General features: G+C 60.2%; 17 protein-coding genes and 1 riboswitch. Of the genes, 6 read left to right on the top strand and 11 right to left on the bottom strand.

What is annotated here, in order from left to right; genetic code table 11:
- Window positions 1-67: 67 nt before the first annotated feature.
- From rhlE2 to ahcY, 4 genes are all read right to left on the bottom strand, one after another.
- A complete protein-coding gene (gene rhlE2 / locus ACA074_RS26060; RefSeq protein ID WP_401269299.1) occupies window positions 68-1,948 on the bottom strand; it encodes an RNA helicase RhlE2 in 1,881 nt (626 codons plus the stop codon).
- A gap of 221 nt (window positions 1,949-2,169) precedes the next feature.
- Entirely contained in the window at window positions 2,170-2,982 is an 813-nt protein-coding gene (locus ACA074_RS26055) for a substrate-binding periplasmic protein (protein ID WP_187679007.1), read from the bottom strand.
- Window positions 2,983-3,129: 147 nt separating this feature from the next.
- Window positions 3,130-3,975: a methylenetetrahydrofolate reductase [NAD(P)H] gene (gene metF / locus ACA074_RS26050; protein WP_003229047.1), complete on the bottom strand. Its 846-nt coding sequence runs from the start codon at window positions 3,973-3,975 to the stop codon at window positions 3,130-3,132.
- 174 nt (window positions 3,976-4,149) lie between these two features.
- Complete coding sequence (gene ahcY, locus ACA074_RS26045) at window positions 4,150-5,559, bottom strand: adenosylhomocysteinase (RefSeq protein ID WP_187679716.1); 1,410 nt, start codon at window positions 5,557-5,559, stop codon at window positions 4,150-4,152.
- A gap of 23 nt (window positions 5,560-5,582) precedes the next feature.
- A riboswitch (S-adenosyl-L-homocysteine riboswitch) is annotated at window positions 5,583-5,681 on the bottom strand.
- 197 nt (window positions 5,682-5,878) lie between these two features.
- Here ahcY and ACA074_RS26040 point away from each other — a divergent pair.
- Together ACA074_RS26040 and ACA074_RS26035 are read left to right on the top strand one after the other, a co-directional pair.
- Complete coding sequence (locus ACA074_RS26040; protein WP_187679715.1) at window positions 5,879-6,286, top strand: acyl-CoA thioesterase; 408 nt, start codon at window positions 5,879-5,881, stop codon at window positions 6,284-6,286.
- A gap of 71 nt (window positions 6,287-6,357) precedes the next feature.
- Window positions 6,358-7,254, top strand: a complete 897-nt coding sequence (locus ACA074_RS26035; RefSeq protein WP_187679714.1) for a formate/nitrite transporter family protein — start codon at window positions 6,358-6,360, stop codon at window positions 7,252-7,254.
- Window positions 7,255-7,256: 2 nt separating this feature from the next.
- Here ACA074_RS26035 and ACA074_RS26030 read toward each other — a convergent pair whose 3' ends face one another.
- Both ACA074_RS26030 and ACA074_RS26025 read right to left on the bottom strand, forming a co-directional pair.
- Complete coding sequence (locus ACA074_RS26030) at window positions 7,257-8,546, bottom strand: cation:dicarboxylate symporter family transporter (protein ID WP_401272045.1); 1,290 nt, start codon at window positions 8,544-8,546, stop codon at window positions 7,257-7,259.
- Between the two features lie 37 nt (window positions 8,547-8,583).
- Window positions 8,584-8,997, bottom strand: a complete 414-nt coding sequence (locus ACA074_RS26025) for a VOC family protein (RefSeq protein WP_497678029.1) — start codon at window positions 8,995-8,997, stop codon at window positions 8,584-8,586.
- Between the two features lie 91 nt (window positions 8,998-9,088).
- Here ACA074_RS26025 and ACA074_RS26020 point away from each other — a divergent pair, with 91 nt between their 5' ends.
- Window positions 9,089-9,952: a LysR family transcriptional regulator gene (locus ACA074_RS26020; RefSeq protein ID WP_401272044.1), complete on the top strand. Its 864-nt coding sequence runs from the start codon at window positions 9,089-9,091 to the stop codon at window positions 9,950-9,952.
- Window positions 9,953-9,982: 30 nt separating this feature from the next.
- On the opposite strand, the gene ACA074_RS26015 is transcribed toward ACA074_RS26020, so the two are convergent.
- On the bottom strand, window positions 9,983-11,245 hold the full coding sequence (locus ACA074_RS26015) for a cation:proton antiporter (protein WP_187679711.1): 1,263 nt from the start codon (window positions 11,243-11,245) through the stop codon (window positions 9,983-9,985).
- A gap of 157 nt (window positions 11,246-11,402) precedes the next feature.
- On the opposite strand from ACA074_RS26015, the gene ACA074_RS26010 reads away from it, so the two are divergent.
- Together ACA074_RS26010 and ACA074_RS26005 are read left to right on the top strand one after the other, a co-directional pair.
- Window positions 11,403-12,236 carry an EamA family transporter gene (locus ACA074_RS26010; protein ID WP_497678028.1) on the top strand — a complete coding sequence of 278 codons (834 nt, stop codon included), beginning with the start codon at window positions 11,403-11,405 and terminating at the stop codon, window positions 12,234-12,236.
- Between the two features lie 39 nt (window positions 12,237-12,275).
- The gene (locus tag ACA074_RS26005) at window positions 12,276-12,659 is read left to right on the top strand and encodes an MAPEG family protein (protein WP_497678027.1); all 384 of its coding nucleotides are present in this window, start codon (window positions 12,276-12,278) and stop codon (window positions 12,657-12,659) included.
- A 94-nt stretch (window positions 12,660-12,753) separates the two neighbouring features.
- Here ACA074_RS26005 and mltA read toward each other — a convergent pair whose 3' ends face one another.
- Entirely contained in the window at window positions 12,754-13,926 is a 1,173-nt protein-coding gene (mltA, locus tag ACA074_RS26000) for a murein transglycosylase A (RefSeq protein ID WP_497678026.1), read from the bottom strand.
- A 128-nt stretch (window positions 13,927-14,054) separates the two neighbouring features.
- On the opposite strand from mltA, the gene ACA074_RS25995 reads away from it, so the two are divergent.
- A complete protein-coding gene (locus ACA074_RS25995) occupies window positions 14,055-14,504 on the top strand; it encodes a c-type cytochrome (RefSeq protein ID WP_187679707.1) in 450 nt (149 codons plus the stop codon).
- 36 nt (window positions 14,505-14,540) lie between these two features.
- On the opposite strand, the gene ACA074_RS25990 is transcribed toward ACA074_RS25995, so the two are convergent.
- The 3 genes from ACA074_RS25990 to metK form a co-directional block, all read right to left on the bottom strand.
- Window positions 14,541-14,936: a DUF1090 domain-containing protein gene (locus ACA074_RS25990; RefSeq protein WP_401272041.1), complete on the bottom strand. Its 396-nt coding sequence runs from the start codon at window positions 14,934-14,936 to the stop codon at window positions 14,541-14,543.
- 97 nt (window positions 14,937-15,033) lie between these two features.
- Complete coding sequence (gene ligB / locus ACA074_RS25985; RefSeq protein WP_497678025.1) at window positions 15,034-16,710, bottom strand: NAD-dependent DNA ligase LigB; 1,677 nt, start codon at window positions 16,708-16,710, stop codon at window positions 15,034-15,036.
- 234 nt (window positions 16,711-16,944) lie between these two features.
- On the bottom strand, window positions 16,945-18,135 hold the full coding sequence (gene metK, locus ACA074_RS25980; protein WP_187679704.1) for a methionine adenosyltransferase: 1,191 nt from the start codon (window positions 18,133-18,135) through the stop codon (window positions 16,945-16,947).
- Between the last annotated feature and the right edge of the window lie 6 nt (window positions 18,136-18,141).

The following is an 18,141-nucleotide window of genomic DNA, read 5'->3' as shown; positions in this document are numbered from 1 at the left end:
CTTTCGCGACGGACAAAAAAATGCCCCTGATCTCGCGATCAGGGGCATTTTTTATGGCTGCGTTAAATCAGCGGTTGCGGGTCAGCAACGCTGGTTTCTCGCCGCGCGGACGGCCTGGCAGTTGATCAAGTTGCTCAGGAGTCGGGAAACGATCGGTTTTTGACTCCTTGTGAATGATCTTCGGTGCCGGGCCGCGCGGATTTTGCACGGCAGGTTCCGAACGCGGCTGGTCGTCGGTGCGAGCCGGGCGACGGTTGCGGGACTCTTCGCGACGGGCCTGGCCGTCACGTGGAGCACCGCTGCGCGGGCCGTTGCGCTTGGCCGGCGGAGTGCCGGTGGTGGCGCCATCGCTGCTGCGTGGGCCGCTTTGACGACCCTGAGGCTTACCGCTGCCGCTGCGCGGAGCACCTGCACCCGCTGTCGTGCCTTGTGCCGGAGCACCCGGACGGCGACCACGGCCCTGAGCCGGTTTGGCTTGAGGAACGTAATCAACGCGGTTACCGAAGTTATCGACATCGTCGTCGAGGAACTCGTCCGGTGCACGATCGGCAGCGGCGCGTGGCGGCTGCGATGGCTGACGCTGTTCACGGGCCGGGGTGCCTTCGCGCGGCTTCTGCTGACGGGCAGGACGCTCGCCACGTTCGCCGGCCGGTTTTTCCTTGCCCTTGTCCTTGCCTTTGTCTTTACGACCGCCGCCACCGCCGCCGCCATTCGGGCCGTCGCCGCGTGGGCCGCGAGGATTGCGCGGGTTGCGCACGTCCGGACGCTCACGCACTTCCGGCTTCTCGGCTTCAATGGTGCTCGAGTCGAAGCCCATCAGGTTGCCATCGGCAATCTTCTGCTTGGTCATGCGCTCGATGCTTTTCAGCAGCTTTTCTTCGTCCGGTGCTACCAGCGAGATCGCCTCACCCGAACGACCGGCGCGGCCAGTACGGCCGATACGGTGTACGTAATCTTCATCGACGTTCGGCAGTTCGAAGTTGACCACGTGTGGCAACTGGTCGATGTCCAGACCGCGAGCGGCGATGTCGGTCGCTACCAGAATGCGCACTTCGCCAGCCTTGAAGTCGGCCAGGGCTTTGGTGCGGGCGTTCTGGCTCTTGTTGCCGTGGATCGCCACAGCCGGCAGGCCGTGCTTGTCCAGGTACTCGGCCAGACGGTTGGCGCCGTGCTTGGTGCGGGTGAACACCAGCACCTGCTCCCAGGCGCCTGCGGTGATCAGGTGCGCCAGCAGTGCACGCTTGTGGCTGGCCGGCAGACGGAACACGCGTTGCTCGATGCGCTCGACCGTGGTGTTCGGCGGCGTCACCTCGATGCGTTCCGGGTTGTGCAGCAGTTTGCCGGCGAGGTCGGTGATGTCTTTGGAGAACGTTGCCGAGAACAGCAGGTTCTGGCGCTTGGCCGGCAGACGCGCGAGGACTTTCTTCACGTCATGGACGAAGCCCATGTCGAGCATGCGGTCGGCTTCGTCGAGCACAAGAATTTCGACGTGGGACAGATCGACGCTGCCCTGGCCGCACAGGTCGAGCAAACGACCCGGGCAAGCAACGAGGACGTCAACGCCACGGGACATGGCCTGAACCTGCGGGTTCATGCCGACGCCGCCAAAAATGCAGGCGCTGACGAATTTCAGGTCACGGGCGTAGATCTTGAAGCTCTCGTGAACCTGGGCCGCGAGTTCGCGGGTCGGGGTCAGGACCAGTACGCGTGGTTGGCGCGGGCCGTGACGCTGGGATTTGTCCGGGTGACCGTTAGGGAACAACCGCTCCAGAATCGGAAGGGCGAAACCGCCGGTTTTACCAGTACCTGTCTGAGCCGCAACCATCAGGTCGCGACCTTGCAACACGGCGGGAATGGCCCGCTGTTGCACCGGAGTAGGCTCGGTATAGCCCGCATCTTCGATGGCGCGGACTAAAGCCTCGGAGAGACCGAGGGAAGCAAAGGACATGAGTAATCCTGTTTTAGTTAGGGCTTGGCCCAATGGGAGTCTTGCCTGGCGCGAATAGCGTTTAAGAGGACGCAATCCCGTCCGGTCCTGCTGCGGTTCCGAAGGCACGTCTGGAGTGCTCGCGCGGGCTGAAAGCTGCGCTGTAGCGGGTCGAGAGGCCTGTTACGGTTCCGGGCGTCCGGGCGTGAGCCTGGCGGGAACGCCGGAGTATAACAGAGCAATCACTGCGCGCTGCTTTCCTGCTGCTCAACGGTTTTGCTGCTCGCCGAGACATTCCCCAGTGGCGTGGCTCCGGTTGGCGCTGCGCCATAACGCGCGCTCAGCTCGGCATAGGCCGGTTCACGCTTGAATCGCTTGAGCTCGGCGCCAAAACGCTGCACCAGTAAATCCATACCAGCATTGCGCCGAACCGCAAGAAATTGGCTCTGACGGCTAATGACAGTGGGGTTTTCGCTGATCTGGTCACGGATATTCAACTGATCGAGCAAATGCTGGCCGACGCGGCGATCAGTAATCAGCAAATCGATACGCCCGCGCACCAGTTTTCCGAAATTGGCTTCGTGGGTCGGCGCCGGTTCGCGGGTGAACAGAGTCGATTCGCTGAAGTCGGGGCTGTACAGATAACCCGGCGAGGTGCCGATGGTCAGGCCTTTGAGCTCTTCAAGTGTGCTGAACGGGTGCGGCCGGTCGTTGGCGTAGAACATCACGAACTCGACGTCCGACAGCGGTTCGCTGGGGTAGAGCAGGGTGGCGTCGCGCTCGTCGCTGTGAAAAATGTCCAGTGCGCCATCAGCCTGACCGGTTTCAAGCATCGACAGACAACGCTTCCACGGCAGGAATTGCCATTCGACCTCAATGCCCAGGCGCTTGAACACGATGGCCGTGGTTTCGTAGTCCAGCCCGAGGTTCTTGCCGTTCTCCTCATAGACATAAGGCGCCCACGGCTCGGTGACAATACGCAACTTCTCGCCCCGAGCGGCGAAGCTCAGGCAAGCAAAAACCAGCACGGCGAATAATTGCGTGATCAAAGGCATGGCTTGAGATTACGACGAGAAACCGCAAAGAGCCAGAAAGTGACAGCACAGGCTCTAATTCGGGGATTCAAACGCAAAAAATCGCAGCCACAACAACCCCTGTAGGAGTTGCCGAAGGCTGCGATCTTTTGATCTTGCTTGTAGCGTTTAGCGCGGCAACTTCAGGTTATTCCAGATCGCCAGGCTAGGTTCGGCCTGGTTCATGGAATAGAAGTGCAGCCCTGGTGCGCCGCCCTGAAGCAGGCGTTCGCACATTTCGCTGACGACTTGCTCGCCAAAGCGCTGAATGCTTTGGCTGTCGTCGCCGTAGGCTTCCAGTTGCTTGCGGATCCAGCGCGGGATTTCCGCACCGCAGGCATCGGAGAAGCGCGCGAGTTTGCTGTAGTTGGTGATCGGCATGATCCCCGGCACCACCGGAATATCCACGCCCAGCGCCTGCAAACGGTCGACGAAGTAGAAGTAGCTGTCGGCGTTGAAGAAGTACTGGGTGATCGCGCTGTCGGCGCCGGCGCGGGCCTTGCGCACGAAATTGGCGAGATCGTCTTCGTAATTGCGCGCCTGCGGATGCATCTCCGGGTAAGCGGCAACTTCGATGTGGAAATGATCGCCGGTTTCTTCACGAATGAATTCAACCAGTTCATTGGCGTGACGCAGCTCACCGCTGGTCATGCCCATGCCGGACGGCAGATCACCACGCAGGGCGACGATGCGCTTGATGCCGGCAGCCTTGTACTCGTTCAGCAGGCCGCGCAGGTCGTCCTTGCTGTCGCCGACGCACGACAGGTGCGGTGCGGCGGGTACTTTGACTTCGCTTTCCAGTTGCAAAACGGTGTTGAGGGTGCGATCACGGGTCGAACCACCAGCGCCATAGGTGCAGGAGAAGAAATCGGGATTGTACGTTGCCAACTGACGGGCAACGTTGAGCAGCTTTTCATGCCCAGCATCGGTCTTGGTCGGGAAGAACTCGAAGCTGTAGCGACGGTCTTGGGACATGGTCATACCCTTGGAAACACGTAAGCCGGACGCTGCACCCCTGTAGGAGCTGCCGCAGGCTGCGATCTTTGAAAATCAAAAGATCGCAGCCTGCGGCAGCTCCTACACAGAGCGGTCAGCAGCGCCAGTCAGGCAACGCGGTGCGCCAGGCACACCGCGTTGACGCTCAGCCAATCAGTAGCGGTAAGCGTGCGGCTTGAACGGGCCTTCGACGGTCACGCCGATGTAGTCAGCCTGTTGCTTGGTCAGTTGAGTGACCACGCCGCCGAAGCCGCGAACCATTTCCAGGGCCACTTCTTCGTCGAGTTTCTTCGGCAGTACTTCAACGGTCAGACGCTCGGCTTTCTGGGCTGGCGACAGGTCGGCGTACTTCTGGCCAAACAGGAAGATTTGCGCCAGCACCTGGTTGGCGAACGAACCGTCCATGATGCGGCTCGGGTGACCCGTGGCGTTGCCCAGGTTCACCAGACGGCCTTCGGCCAGCAGGATCAGGTAGTCGTCGTTCTGTGCGTCGAACGCGCCAGCACCGGTGCGGTGGATCTTGTGTACCTGTGGCTTCACTTCTTCCCATGCCCAGTTCTTGCGCATGAAAGCAGTGTCGATTTCGTTGTCGAAGTGACCGATGTTGCAGACAACAGCGCGCTTCTTCAGGGCTTTGAGCATGTTGGAGTCGCAAACATTGACGTTACCGGTGGTGGTCACGATCAGGTCGATCTTGCCCAGCAGCGCTTTGTCGATGCTTGCTTCGGAACCGTCGTTGATACCGTCGATGAACGGCGAAACCAGTTCGAAACCGTCCATGCACGCTTGCATGGCGCAGATCGGGTCAACTTCGGAAACTTTAACGATCATGCCTTCCTGACGCAGGGACTGAGCCGAGCCCTTGCCCACGTCACCGTAACCGATGACCAGCGCTTGCTTGCCGGACAGCAGGTGGTCGGTACCGCGCTTGATCGCATCGTTCAGGCTGTGACGGCAGCCGTACTTGTTGTCGTTCTTGGACTTGGTCACCGAGTCGTTGACGTTGATGGCCGGGATTTTCAGCTCGCCCTTGGCCAGCATGTCCAGCAGACGGTGTACGCCGGTGGTGGTTTCTTCGGTCACGCCGTGAACGCGATCCAGCACCTGTGGGTATTTCTTGTGCAGCAGCTCGGTCAGGTCGCCGCCGTCGTCGAGGATCATGTTGGTGTCCCATGGCTGGCCATCCTTCAGGATGGTCTGCTCCAGGCACCACTCGTACTCTTCTTCAGTCTCGCCTTTCCAGGCGAAAACCGGGATGCCGGCAGCAGCGATAGCGGCAGCAGCCTGATCCTGAGTCGAGAAAATGTTGCAGGACGACCAGCGAACTTCGGCACCCAGGGCAACCAGGGTTTCGATCAGCACGGCAGTCTGAATGGTCATGTGGATGCAGCCGAGGATCTTGGCGCCTTTCAACGGCTGTTCGCCGGCGTACTTGCGACGCAGACCCATCAGGGCCGGCATTTCCGATTCGGCGATGATGGTTTCGCGACGGCCCCAGGCAGCCAGGGACATGTCGGCAACTTTGTAATCGGTAAAATCTGCAGGCGTGGTAACAGCGCTCATGAAGAGCCTCCATTCGTAATGTATGCGAATGGGCGCCGTTGTGCGTTTAGTGTCCGGCCAAGGCCAGTCAACGCCCCATCCGAGCCTGACAGGATGAACCTGCTGCAGCGCCCCTCGGACAGGTGGCGGGAAAACGGTAGCAAGTGAAGGTTACCGTTTTGAAACGGGGGCGATTATAGCCGTCTAGACTGATCTTCCAAAGGGTTTCTGTCGGCCAAATGAAGATCGCTAATGGCGACCATAGTCGAAGCCGCATGGAGCCTGACCGCTCGGTCTGCCAAGATGGCGCACATCTTTCGGCAAACGCTCAGGAGTGAACATGAATTTCCACACCCGCAAATGGGTAAAACCCGAAGACCTGAACCCCAACGGCACCCTGTTCGGCGGTAGCCTGCTGCGCTGGATCGACGAAGAGGCGGCCATCTACGCCATCGTTCAGTTGGGCAATCAGCGCGTGGTGACCAAGTACATCTCCGAAATCAACTTCGTCAGCGCCTCGCGCCAGGGCGACATCATCGAACTGGGCATCACCGCCACCGAGTTCGGCCGCACCTCGATCACGCTGACCTGTGAAGTGCGCAACAAGATCACCCGCAAGAGCATTCTCACCGTCGAGAAAATGGTTTTCGTGAATCTGGGCGAAGACGGCTTGCCGGCACCGCACGGGCGCACGGAGATCAGGTACGTCAAAGATCAGTTCAAGGAAGATGAATCAGTCAGCGAGTAATGCGAGCCCCTACAGAACGTATTCCGAACGGCAAGGGTCGTAGCTAAAAGCCCCCAACCGGTTCCCACGCCATGACCACTCCGACAGACGGCAAGACCCCCGACCTCTCGGCCAAAGAGCAACACGAAGTCGAGAAAAGCCAGCCGCCCCGCGCGGCGGTTCTGCATGAAATCATCCGCTCCCAAGGCGATCAGGAATTGGAGCGCAGCATCGCCGCACTATGGTGGTCGGCACTCGCCGCCGGCCTGACCATGGGCCTGTCGCTGATGGGGATGGGGCTGCTCACCTCGCGGTTGCCCGACGGCGACGAATTCAAGGTGATTGCCAGTTTCGGCTACTGCGCAGGCTTTCTCGCGGTGATTCTCGCCCGCCAGCAACTGTTCACCGAAAACACCCTGACTGCCGTGCTGCCAGTGATGACCAAACCGACCCTGCTCAATTTCGGCCGGCTGATCCGCCTTTGGACGGTGGTGCTGTTTGGCAATCTGTGCGGCACGATTCTGGTGGCGTACGTGATGCTGGAACTGCCGATCTTCGACACCAAGACGGACCACGCCTTTCTCGAAATCGGCCGCAAGGTCATGGAAAACCATGCCAGTCAGATGTTCGCCAAAGGCATTATTTCCGGCTGGATGATCGCCACCATGGTCTGGATGATCCCGTCCATGGAGAGCGCGAAGATGTGGATCATTATCCTCATCACCTACCTCATGGCGCTCGGCGATTTCACCCACATCGTGGTGGGTTCGGCAGAAGTGTCATATCTGGTGTTTGCCGGCGAATTGCCGTGGAGTGATTTCTGGATGGTGTTCGCCGGGCCGACCTTGGCGGGCAACATCATCGGCGGCAGCTTCATTTTTGCCCTGATCAGTCATGCACAGATACGCAGCGAGAGCGGGGCGCCAAAGGCTGATAAACCAGACACTGGCGAACCCCGCGACGATGATTCCGACCGCAAGACGCAATAGTTTCAGGCCTTGAACGGCGGGCTGAGCGGTTCTGTAACCGGCTCGCTCTCAGGGGCCTTGAGCTGTCCTTCCCAGCGAGCGATGACCAGCGGCGCCAAGGCGTTGCCCAACACATTGAGCGCGGTCACCGGCATGTCCATCAATCGGTAGACACCGGCGATGATGGCCACGCCTTCCACTGGCAAGCCGGCGGCGGTCAGGGTGGCGGTCAGGATGATGAACATGAAGCCCGGAACCCCCGCCGCGCCTTTGGACGTCAACACCATGATCAGCACCAGCATCGCCTGATCGGCCAGACCCAGGTCGATGCCGTAGGCCTGGGCGATGAACAGCGTGCCCAGCCCGGCGAACAGTGAAGCGCCGTCGAGATTGAACGAGTAACCCAGTGGAATGACCATGCTGGTGATTGGGCGTGGCGCCCCATATCGCTCCATTTTCTCGATCAGTTGCGGCATCACCGTGGCCGAGGCGGCGCTGCTGTAAGCCAGTAGCAGCTCACTGCGGATCTCTCGCACAAGGTGGAAAAACCGGACCCCGGCCATTCGCGCCACCACTCCCAGCACGCACAGCGCGAACAGAAGTACCGCCACATAGGTGATACCAATCAGCTTGGCCAGCGGCAGCAAGGCACTGAGACCGAAACTGGCCACGGTCACCCCGATCAGGCCGAAGATCCCGATCGGCGAATAGTGCATGACCAGATGCGTGACCTTGAACATGGTGTCCGAGACTGCCTGCATCACGGCGATCAACGGTGCTTTTTGCTGCTCTGGCAGCATCGACAAGGCGCAGCCGAACAGGATGGCGAAAAACAGCACTGACAGCAGTTTGCCCTGGGACATGGCCAGCACGATGTTGTCCGGAACGATGTTGACCAGGGTGCGGCCCAGGTTCTGCGTTTCGCCCGTGCTGACCAGACCGCTTACCGGTGATTGCAGGGTGCTGCTGAAGTCGGCTCCAGCACCCGGTTGGAATACATTGCCGACGATCAGGCCGAAGACAATGGCGATGCTGGTGATCGTGAAGAAATACACCAGCGTCTTGATCCCGACTCGCCCCAGAGCCTTGGTGCTGCCTGCCCCGGCAATGCCGACTACCATGCACGCAAAGACCAGCGGTACGACGATCATCTTCATCAGTCTGATGAACAGATCGCCTGCCGGTTGCAGCAGGTTGTCGATGAACCAGAGCTTGTGTTCGGGAAACTGGTTGAGAAGGATGCCGACGATTATTCCGGCCGCCAGCCCGATCATGATGCGGGTGACAAGGCTGGTAGGTTTCCTGGTAGTCATGTTTTGCCCCTTTTTTCTTGTGTTTGTTGGGGGAAGCTCAGTGTGCGAAAAGACCGGCGAAATCCTTGAATCCCTTGACCTCAATCGGGTTGCCGCTGGGGTCGAGAAAGAACATCGTGCGCTGCTCGCCGGGTTCGCCGGCGAAGCGGATTACTGGTGGAATTTCAAAAGCAGTGCCGAGGCGGTTCAGGCGCTCGGCCAACGCCAGCCACTCCTCCAGCGGCAGCACGACGCCAATGTGCGGCATCAACACTTTATGCTCGCCGACTTGGCCGGTGCGCGTGGTGGCAAAGGGTGTGCCCACGTGCAGCGAGATCTGGTTGCCGAAAAAATCGAAGTCGACCCAGGTCTCTGTACTGCGGCCTTCGGTGCAGCCCAACACATCTCGATAAAAAGTCCGCGCCTGTTCCAGGTCGCAAACATGGTATGCAGCGTGAAAAGGTCTGTTCATGTGATGTCCCCAAGTGAAGGAGCGCTCAGGGTAAACAGACCGTGCGGCGGGGCATAACGGCTTCGCCTTGTTCTGAGCGAAAGGAAAACTTATGGATGTCAGGTTCTTGAACAGTCTGGTCGCGGTGGTTGAAGCCGGTTCGATTGCGGCGGCCGCGCGGCGAGAAAATCGCACCGCAGCAGCAATCAGTCAGCGTGTCCAGGCGCTCGAACGCGCGCTGGGTTGCACGTTACTGCTGCGTACCGCGCACGCCGCCCGGCCCTCGGACCAATGCTTGCTGATCCTGCCGAAGATCAGGGCGATCATCGAACTGGCGCAGGAGTTACACGGCGACCTGCACCACGATGGGCTGTTCGGTGAAGTGACAATCGGCGCAATTTCCACCGCGCTGACCGGCGTGTTGCCGGGCTTGATCGAGCGACTGGCGCTTTCGGCACCGGATTTAAAGCTGAAGATCACCCCCGGCGATTCAAAAAGTCTTTATGAGAAGGTGCTCGCTGGGGAGCTGGACGCGGCGATTCTGGTCAGGCCACCGTTCCAGCCGCCGAAAGCCTTGGCGCTGACTGTGCTCAAGGTCGAGCCGCTGATTCTGGTTGCCCCGGCCAGGCATGCCGGGCAGTCACTTGAAGCGCTGCTGCGCGAACATCCATTCATTCGTTATGACGCGCGCTCTTGGGGTGGGCAGATTGCCCAGCGCTACCTCGATGAACAGGTGATCGAGCCGAATGTGCTGTGCGAACTGGATGCGCTGGAGACCATCGTCATGCTGGTCGCACAGGGGATGGGCGTATCGCTGGTGCCGCAATGGGCAGGGATGGCACTGGACGGCTTGTGCGTCATGCCGGTGGGCGGCGGGCAGCGTTACACGCGGGAGTTGGTGGTGATGCATGGTTCGACACCGCACCGCCCGTTGGCGATGCGGCATCTGCTTGACCTGCTGGGCAGTGCGTCGTGAAGGACTCCGCGACGGTGCCGCGTTGAGGCGTCAGTGTGCGGGTTGCGTCACATCACCCGGCTCGTTGCGAGTCGCGTGCTTGACCAGTTTGCCGATGGTCAGACCCTGCAACAGGATCGACGACAGCACCACGATGTAGGTGATGCTCAGCAGCAGATCACGTTCCGCGCCCAGCGGCAGGGCCAGCGCCAGTGCCACCGAAACACCACCGCGCAAACCGCCCCACGTCAGGATCCGGATGGTGCCGCTCGGCACTGTGCGCCAGCGCCGCAGCAGCAGGATCGCCGGGGCCACGGTCAGCAGACGTGACAACAGAATCGCCACCGCCAGCAAACTTGCCGCTGCCACATGCAACCAGTTGAACGGCAGCAGCAACAGTTCCATACCGATCAACGCAAACAGCAGCGCGTTGAGCATGTCATCGAGCAGCTCCCAGAAGCCGTCGAGGTATTTGCGCGTCATGTCATTCATCGCCAGGTTGCGGCCCAGGTTACCGATGATCAGACCGGCGACCACCATCGCAATCGGCGCGGAGACGTGCAGCTCGGACGCCATCGCCGAACCGCCGATCACCAGTGCCAGGGTCAGCATCACTTCGATCTGGTGTTGCTCGATGCTCTTGATCATCAGGTAGACCAGATAACCGATCAGCCCACCGAACAGCACACCGCCGATGGCTTCGTGAGCGAACAGCATGGCGGTGGCGCCGACGGTCGGGGTCTCGCCGAGTTGGGCGATGCCCAGCAACACGGTGAATACCACAACCGCAGTGCCGTCGTTGAACAGTGACTCGCCGACGATCGTGGTTTTCAGTGGTTTCGAAGCGTTGGCGGTACGCAATACGCCGAGCACCGCGATCGGGTCGGTCGGGGAAATCAGTGCGCCGAAAAGCAGGCAGTAGAGGAAGCTCACGTGCCAGCCGAACAGGGCAAAAATGTAATAGGCGAGGCTGCCGATCACGGCGGTGGCGATCAACACACCGAAGGTTGCCAGCAGGCCGATGGGCCAGCGGTAGCTGCGCAGGTCGTTCAGGTTGACGTGCAGGGCGCCGGCGAACAACAGGAACGAGAGCATCCAGTTCATCAGCAGATCGCCGAAGTCGATCTGGCCGATCAGTTGTTCCACGCGTTCTTCGAGGCCTGGATAGCCGAGCAGGCTCAGGCCTTGCAGCAGCAGGGAGAACAGCAGAGCGGTGACCATCACGCCGATGGTGGGTGGCAGGCCGATGAAGCGGAAATTGACGAAGGTGAGGAGGGTGGTGAGGCAGATGAAAGCGGCTACGAGTTCAAGCATCCGGGGTCCTTTGGATGAGGAGTGGAAAGACAGCGCACCGATTCTTCGGGGCAAGGGTTGGATGGGTTGATTCGGGGCGGGGACACAACTGTGTCCCCTCAGTTGGTCAGCCGCACACATTGGTGTAGGGTCAACCATAAAAATCAAGGAGTGAAACGTGTTGGCGACAGCTCTGGTGTTGGTGGCGGCGCTGTTGCATGCGGCGTGGAATACCCTGATCAAATTCAGCGCCGAACGGCTGCTGGTGGTGGCGTGCATGGACACCGTGGCGCTGCTGGTTGTCGCCATTGCGCTGCCCTTCGTGAGTTTGCCGCCTGCGCAGATCTGGCCGTGGATTCTCGCTTCGGCAGCCTTCGAGTTGCTCTATCGCTATCTGCTGATTCAGGCCTATCGGGTCGGCGACCTCGGGCTGGTCTATCCGTTGATGCGTGGTTTGTCGCCGCTGGTGGTGCTGGCGCTGACCCTGATTTTTGCCGGCGAAGTGCTGACCACGCAGCAGATCTTCGGGATCATGCTGATTCCATTGGGCATGGTTTGCCTGCTGTGGCAGGGCGGTGGCGGGAAGCATTTGCCATGGTCAATGCTGCCGGTGGTGGCGCTGATTGGCCTGTGCATCGGTAGCTACACCTACATCGATGGGCAGGCGCTGCGGCGCTGGTCGCATCCGCTGGATTATCTGGTCTGGGTCACGCTGCTCAGCGCCTGGCCGTTTCCGCTGCTGGCGTGGGTCGCCAAACGCCCGGCGTTCATGCAGTTCTGGCGTGAACAATGGAAGCTGGGGCTGACGGTCGGATTCTGCGTGTTGTTCAGCTACGCTCTGGTGCTATGGGCGATGCAGTTGGGCTCGATTGCGGAAGCGGCGGCGTTGCGCGAGATCAGTGTGATTCTGGTGGTGCTGTTCGGCATGCGCTACCTGAAAGAACCTTTTGGCCGGCCACGGCTCTTAGCCTGTGGGTTGGTGCTGATCGGCATGCTGGTGATGAAGTTCTGACCGCCCGCGAATTCTATAACTCGAAAAAAGGACGGCGTTATGACGGTGGCTCTGTGGTGTGTGTTGATCGCGATCTTCTTGCCGTATGTGTGCACGATTGTGGCCAAGGCCTCGGGCGGTTTCAGGCTGAGTGACAATCACGATCCCCGGGATTTTCTCGACAGCGTTGATGGTGTGGCCCGGCGGGCGCATGCGGCGCAACTGAACAGTTTCGAAGTGATGCCGGCGTTTGCCGTGGCGGTGATCGTCGCGCATCTGGTGGGGACTGCGGAGCTGGTGACGGTGAATGTGCTGGCGGTACTGTTTATCACCAGTCGCCTGCTGTACATCATCTGCTACCTGGCGGACTGGGCGGTTCTGCGTTCGCTGGTGTGGTTTGTGGGGATGGGGCTGATTGCTTCGTTCTTCTTTGTGTCCGTGTAGAAAAACAGGATCAAGAGATCGCAGCCTGCGGCAGCTCCTACAGAGGACTTCGCGTTTCCCTGTAGGCGCTGCCGCAGGCGGCGATCTTTTGCTTTTATGGCGTATCTGCCACCTGCGGCACTTGCGGCAACGTCGCGCCTTTTGGCCAGAGCATCCAGATCTGCCCCTGCTGTTTCATGTCCCCGGCCAATTGCCCGGCCGCATCACCGGTGCCCCAGAACAGATCCGCACGCACCTCGCCGGCAATCGCACCGCCGGTATCCTGCGCTGCCACTGGCCGCACCAGTGCCGTGCCATCCGGGCGAGTGGTCGATAGCCACAACAGGCTGCCCAACGGAATAACCTTGCGATCCACTGCAGCGCTATAGCCGGCCGTGAGTGGCACGTTCAGCGATCCGCGCGGGCCTTCGTTGCTGTCGGGGTTACGGGTGAAGAACACGTAGCTCGGGTTGCTGCCCAGCAGTTCCGGGATGCGCGACGGGTTGGCCTTGGCCCAGTTGCTGATCGCGCCCATGGTCACGTCTTCTTTTTTCAGCTCGCCTTGCTCGACCAGCCAGCGGCCGATGGGCCGGTACGGATGGCCGTTTTGGTCGGCGTAGGCGATGCGGAGCTGTTTCCCGTCTTGTGTCTGGATCCGCCCGGAACCCTGGATCTGCAGAAATTGCAGGTTCATCGGATCGGTAAGGTAGGCCACCACCGGTGCTTTCACGCCTTTCGATTCAATGGTCGCAGAGTCGTCGTACGGCTTGAGCACCCGACCTTCCAGGCGCCCGCGCAGGCGCTTGCCTTTAAGCTCCGGATAAATGCTGTCCAGCGAAACAATGATCATGTCCTCGGGCACGCCGTAAACCGGTACGTTCGCCGTTTCGGTTGGCGTAAGGCTGCCGGGGTAGACCGGCTCGTAGTAGCCAGTGATCAGACCGTTGGGGTTGTCGTTCTCGGCGCGCAGGCCGAAGACATCAAGATTCTGTTTGAGAAAGGCGCGGATCTCGTTGGCGTTCTGCGGCACGTTGGCTGCCGCTGCGCAGGTAGTGCCCCAGACCGGATCGGCCTTGAGTCGAGTACAGGCGCTGCGCCACGAACCGAAACCGGCGACCAGATCGCTATCGGACACCGCCGGCAGTGCTTCCCACGTCGCGGTGGAATAAGTGGCCAGCGGATGGGTTTTCGGCTTGGCGCTGTCGCCACCGGTGCAGCCGGCAAGAATGGCCAGCAATGGCAGGGTCGTGATCAGTGGGTGACGCCAGGCCTTGAAACGGCTGTTCATGCAGTGATTCCTGTGCCGGTTGCCTCAGTGCTTCATGCGCTCAAGCAACCCGTATTTTTAATAGGGCTATTGGTGTTTATCGGTGACGCGGGGATACTGGCCGCCGATTTCCGTGACCTGAAGCCACCATGACTCTTAAACGTATTTCTGTTGTATTGCTGGCCTGTCTGACCTTGTCCGCCTGTGGCGGTGTCGATCCGAATTCTCCGCTGGGGCAACGCAAGGCGATCTTCAAACAGATGCTCAACACCGGCGAAGACCTGGGTGGCATGTTGCGTGGACGCATTCCATTCGACGGACCGAAATTCGCCGAGGGTGCGGTGAAACTCGATGCGCTGTCCCATGAGCCGTGGAAGCATTTCCCGCAGGTTCGCGAAGAAGATCACACCAGTGCCAAGGACGATGTCTGGCAAAAGCAGGCCCGCTTTCAGGAAATGGCTCGCAACCTTGAAGCGGCCACCGGTGAATTGGTGATCGCCAGCAAGGTACAGCCTTACAAGGCCAGTAATCTCGGGCCTGCGGTGCAGAAAGTCGAAGATGCCTGCAGCGCTTGCCATAAAGAGTTTCGCGATCATTGATATTTAAAAGATCGCAGCCTGCGATCTTTTGATTTTTTACTTATCGATCTGATCCAGTGCGTCCCGCAACTCTTTACGCGACTCGGCGAGCTTGTTTTTGCGCTTGTCGATCTTTTCCGGGTCGCCTCGCTTTATGGCTTTGTCGAGGTCAGCCTGGCGCTGGCTGACTTCGTGCTTGGCTTCCAGCACCTTGTTCTCGCGTTCCTTTTTCAGGCCTGCGTCGGTGCAATGTTCGGTGACCTCACGCAGAGCAGTTTCCAGGCCCGCCTGCTGATCGGCATTACCGCGCGACTTGGCCTGTTCGATCTGGTTGATGATGCCCTGCTTCTTGGCAGCGCAACCGGTCAGGCCCGGAGCATCTTCGTCGGCCATCACGGGAGCGGCCATGGCGGCGCAGAGGGTGAGCAGGGCGAGCGGTGCGAGAAATTTCATAAAAGCTCCATGTGCAAAGACAATCGGGTCGGTTGGGCACTGCGCTGTTGGAGCGCCTCAGTGGCCGACGGGTTCCCGGCGTGCCGGGATTGCATGTTCAGAAACCGTCAATTCCGGCGGCGTGTAAAGTTTCGCTCAAGGCTAGCACCTGCGGGTCGCGGAAGAATGCGCTCAATTGCGCCGCGCGACCGGGGCCGATGCCGGGTTCTGCCTGCCATTGTTCGGTGTCACGTTGTACCAGCAACTGCCACGAGTCAGGGAGTTGCGCCTGACCGGTCGGCGGTAAACCCAAGGCCTTTAGCCATTGGGCAAACGGCCGTTGGCGAGCGCTGTGAATACTGTGCATCAGGCGCGCGCTGCTGCGTTCACCGAAGCCGGCAATGTTAGCAAGCTCTGGCTCGTCGAGGGTCAACCAATCCAGCAGGTAGTTCAGACGGCCTGTTTCGAGAAGTTTCTCCCAGGTGCCGCGACCGACATGCCGCATGGCCAGTCCTTGCTTGCCACTGAGCCAGGTCAGGCGGGCGAGAAACTGACTTTCGCAACCGGGTGTAGGTTGCCAGCAACTCAAGGCATGAAAGTCGCTGGCGCTGGGGATTTTGAGTTCCGCACGTTCAGTGCTATGCCATACAACGCTGTCGAGTCGCGGAATCGTCAGGCCGGCGAGACTGATTGCCACTTGATCGCCGGGGCGGATGTCCAGCTCCTGCCAGCGTTTGAGCGAGCCGGCGCTGACCCGTTTGATCTCCCGGTCATCGAGCATGACGGGCGTCAGTTCCAGCACCGGGGTGATGCGCCCGGTGCGCCCGATCTTGAAATTCACTTTGCGCACTTCGGCCAAGGCTTGGGCAAACGGATATTTCCAGGCGATGGCCCAGTACGGCGAACGCGCCTGCCAGCGCTCGGCGGGTGGGCGCTGGCTCTGGCGCAAAACCACACCGTCAGTGGCGAATGGCAGGGGAGAGCGATACCAATGCTCGCGCCATTTTTGTGCCTCGACGAATTGCGGGACGGGATGGCTGTAGGGTTCTGTTGCGGCGAACCCCAGCGCCGCCAATCTCGATAACCTTTCAGGCAAGTCTGCTGGCCCTTGCGGCCAGTCCCAAACGAACAGCCCGATCCCGGCGGCTTGTTCAGCGCTCAGCGATTTGCGTCCCATCAGACCAGCCACGGTGGCGCGGGCGTTGACGCTGCCGGCTTGAGCCTGAACATGCTCGGTCAGACGCCAATAGAGTTCGCCCTGCACGAGCAGATCCAGCGGTTGTTTCAGTCGCTGAGGAATAGCGCCGATCATGCGCGCCGACGCCGTCCAGTCCTGCCCGCTGACGCCGTCGCCGCGACTGATCGCTTGCTGCAAAAGTCCATCGCGATAAATCAGCGTCACCGCCACGCCATCGACCTTGGGTTGTACCCATACCCCTTGGCGATCACGCAGCCAGGCTTGCACGGCCTCGGCTTTGTGAAGTTTATCCAGGCCTGTGTGGGCGATTGGATGGGCGACAGCGCCGGAGACCGTGCGCACAGGCTCGATCGTCGCTGGCGATTTGAAACAGCCTCGCCACTCGCTGAGCCGCACGCGCGACTGGTCGTAAAGTTCGTCGGCAATCAATGAGCGGCCTTCGCGGTGGTAGGCGTCGTCCCATTGGTCGAGCTGTTTTTGCAGAGCGGTGATTTCGCGTTGGGCTTGGGCGGGTGGCCAATTCGGGCATTCGGCGTAGGCGTTTAGAGTAGGGAGCGACAGCAGAAAAGTAATCAACAGGCGCAGCGTGGCATGCATCGTGAGCGTCCTTGCTCAAAGGGAATGCTTGAAGGCTAGGCGAGGATTTTGAGTTGGGTCGGCGTGGTGTTTTGCGGAGTGTTTCAATGCGCAAATTGATGTCGCTCTTGCAGGCCTCTTCGCGGGCAAGCCCGCTCCCACAGGTTTATTCGTTTGGGTTCAGGAGTCGCATTTCAGGCACAAAAAAGCCCCGCACGGCGCAAACCGTGCGGGGCTTTTCATGCAGCCAGGTTATTACAGGCCGGCAGCAGTACGCAAAGCGTCGGCGCGGTCGGTTTTTTCCCAGGTGAAGGTGGTGAAGGTGTCTTCGCCAACAGTCTTGGTCTGCGAAGCACGGCCGAAGTGGCCGTAGGCTGCAGTTTCCTGGTACATCGGGTGCAGCAGGTCGAGCATGGTGGTGATCGCGTATGGACGCAGGTCGAACACTTCACGCACCAGTTTGACGATCTTGTCATCGCTGATCTTGCCGGTGCCGAAGGTGTTCAGCGAAATCGAGGTAGGCTGGGCCACACCGATCGCGTAGGAAACCTGGATCTCGCAACGCTCGGCCAGGCCGGCAGCGACGATGTTCTTGGCGACGTAACGGCCGGCGTAGGCCGCCGAACGGTCAACCTTCGATGGATCCTTGCCGGAGAACGCGCCGCCACCGTGACGGGCCATGCCGCCGTAGCTGTCGACGATGATCTTGCGACCGGTCAGACCGCAGTCACCTACCGGGCCGCCAATGATGAACTGGCCGGTCGGGTTGATGTGGAACTGGGTGTCTTTGCTCAGCAGTTCGGCCGGCAGTACGTGCTTGACGATCAGCTCCATCACGCCTTCGCGCAGGTCTTTGTACGACACTTCAGGGTTATGCTGGGTCGACAGTACAACGGCGTCGATACCGACAACCTTGCCGCCTTCGTAACGGCAGGTCACTTGCGACTTGGCGTCCGGACGCAGCCAAGGCAGCAGACCCGATTTACGGGCTTCGGCCTGGCGCTGCACCAACTGGTGCGAGAAGGTGATCGGCGCTGGCATCAAAACGTCGGTTTCGTTGCTGGCATAGCCGAACATCAGGCCCTGGTCGCCGGCGCCCTGATCTTCAGGCTTGGCACGGTCAACGCCCTGGTTGATGTCGGGGGACTGCTTGCCGATGATGTTCATCACGCCGCAGGTGGCGCCGTCGAAGCCGACTTCGGAGCTGGTGTAGCCGATGTCGCAGATAACGTCACGAACGATCTGCTCCAGGTCAACCCAGGCGCTGGTGGTCACTTCACCGGCAACGATGGCCACGCCAGTCTTGACCAGGGTTTCCACCGCAACGCGTGCGTGTTTGTCCTGGGCAATAATGGCGTCCAGCACCGCATCGGAAATCTGGTCGGCGATTTTGTCCGGATGTCCTTCAGACACGGACTCGGAGGTGAAGAGGGAGTATTCGCTCATCTCGAT

It is taken from the genome of Pseudomonas sp. LBUM1655 (assembly GCF_059716085.1).
The sequence above is the reverse complement of the archived record's forward strand: the minus strand, read 5'-3'. Positions and strand labels throughout refer to the sequence as shown.

What these genes read in the sequence shown, in the direction of transcription:
- rhlE2 (WP_401269299.1), bottom strand. Translation starts at nt 1,948, where the DNA reads ATGTCCTTTGCTTCCCTCGGTCTCTCCGAGGCTTTAGTCCGCGCCATC.
- ACA074_RS26055 (WP_187679007.1), bottom strand. Translation starts at nt 2,982, where the DNA reads ATGCCTTTGATCACGCAATTATTCGCCGTGCTGGTTTTTGCTTGCCTG.
- metF (WP_003229047.1), bottom strand. Translation starts at nt 3,975, where the DNA reads ATGTCCCAAGACCGTCGCTACAGCTTCGAGTTCTTCCCGACCAAGACC.
- ahcY (WP_187679716.1), bottom strand. Translation starts at nt 5,559, where the DNA reads ATGAGCGCTGTTACCACGCCTGCAGATTTTACCGATTACAAAGTTGCC.
- ACA074_RS26040 (WP_187679715.1), top strand. Translation starts at nt 5,879, where the DNA reads ATGAATTTCCACACCCGCAAATGGGTAAAACCCGAAGACCTGAACCCC.
- ACA074_RS26035 (WP_187679714.1), top strand. Translation starts at nt 6,358, where the DNA reads ATGACCACTCCGACAGACGGCAAGACCCCCGACCTCTCGGCCAAAGAG.
- ACA074_RS26030 (WP_401272045.1), bottom strand. Translation starts at nt 8,546, where the DNA reads ATGACTACCAGGAAACCTACCAGCCTTGTCACCCGCATCATGATCGGG.
- ACA074_RS26025 (WP_497678029.1), bottom strand. Translation starts at nt 8,997, where the DNA reads ATGAACAGACCTTTTCACGCTGCATACCATGTTTGCGACCTGGAACAG.
- ACA074_RS26020 (WP_401272044.1), top strand. Translation starts at nt 9,089, where the DNA reads ATGGATGTCAGGTTCTTGAACAGTCTGGTCGCGGTGGTTGAAGCCGGT.
- ACA074_RS26015 (WP_187679711.1), bottom strand. Translation starts at nt 11,245, where the DNA reads ATGCTTGAACTCGTAGCCGCTTTCATCTGCCTCACCACCCTCCTCACC.
- ACA074_RS26005 (WP_497678027.1), top strand. Translation starts at nt 12,276, where the DNA reads ATGACGGTGGCTCTGTGGTGTGTGTTGATCGCGATCTTCTTGCCGTAT.
- mltA (WP_497678026.1), bottom strand. Translation starts at nt 13,926, where the DNA reads ATGAACAGCCGTTTCAAGGCCTGGCGTCACCCACTGATCACGACCCTG.
- ACA074_RS25995 (WP_187679707.1), top strand. Translation starts at nt 14,055, where the DNA reads ATGACTCTTAAACGTATTTCTGTTGTATTGCTGGCCTGTCTGACCTTG.
- ACA074_RS25990 (WP_401272041.1), bottom strand. Translation starts at nt 14,936, where the DNA reads ATGAAATTTCTCGCACCGCTCGCCCTGCTCACCCTCTGCGCCGCCATG.
- ligB (WP_497678025.1), bottom strand. Translation starts at nt 16,710, where the DNA reads ATGCATGCCACGCTGCGCCTGTTGATTACTTTTCTGCTGTCGCTCCCT.
- metK (WP_187679704.1), bottom strand. Translation starts at nt 18,135, where the DNA reads ATGAGCGAATACTCCCTCTTCACCTCCGAGTCCGTGTCTGAAGGACAT.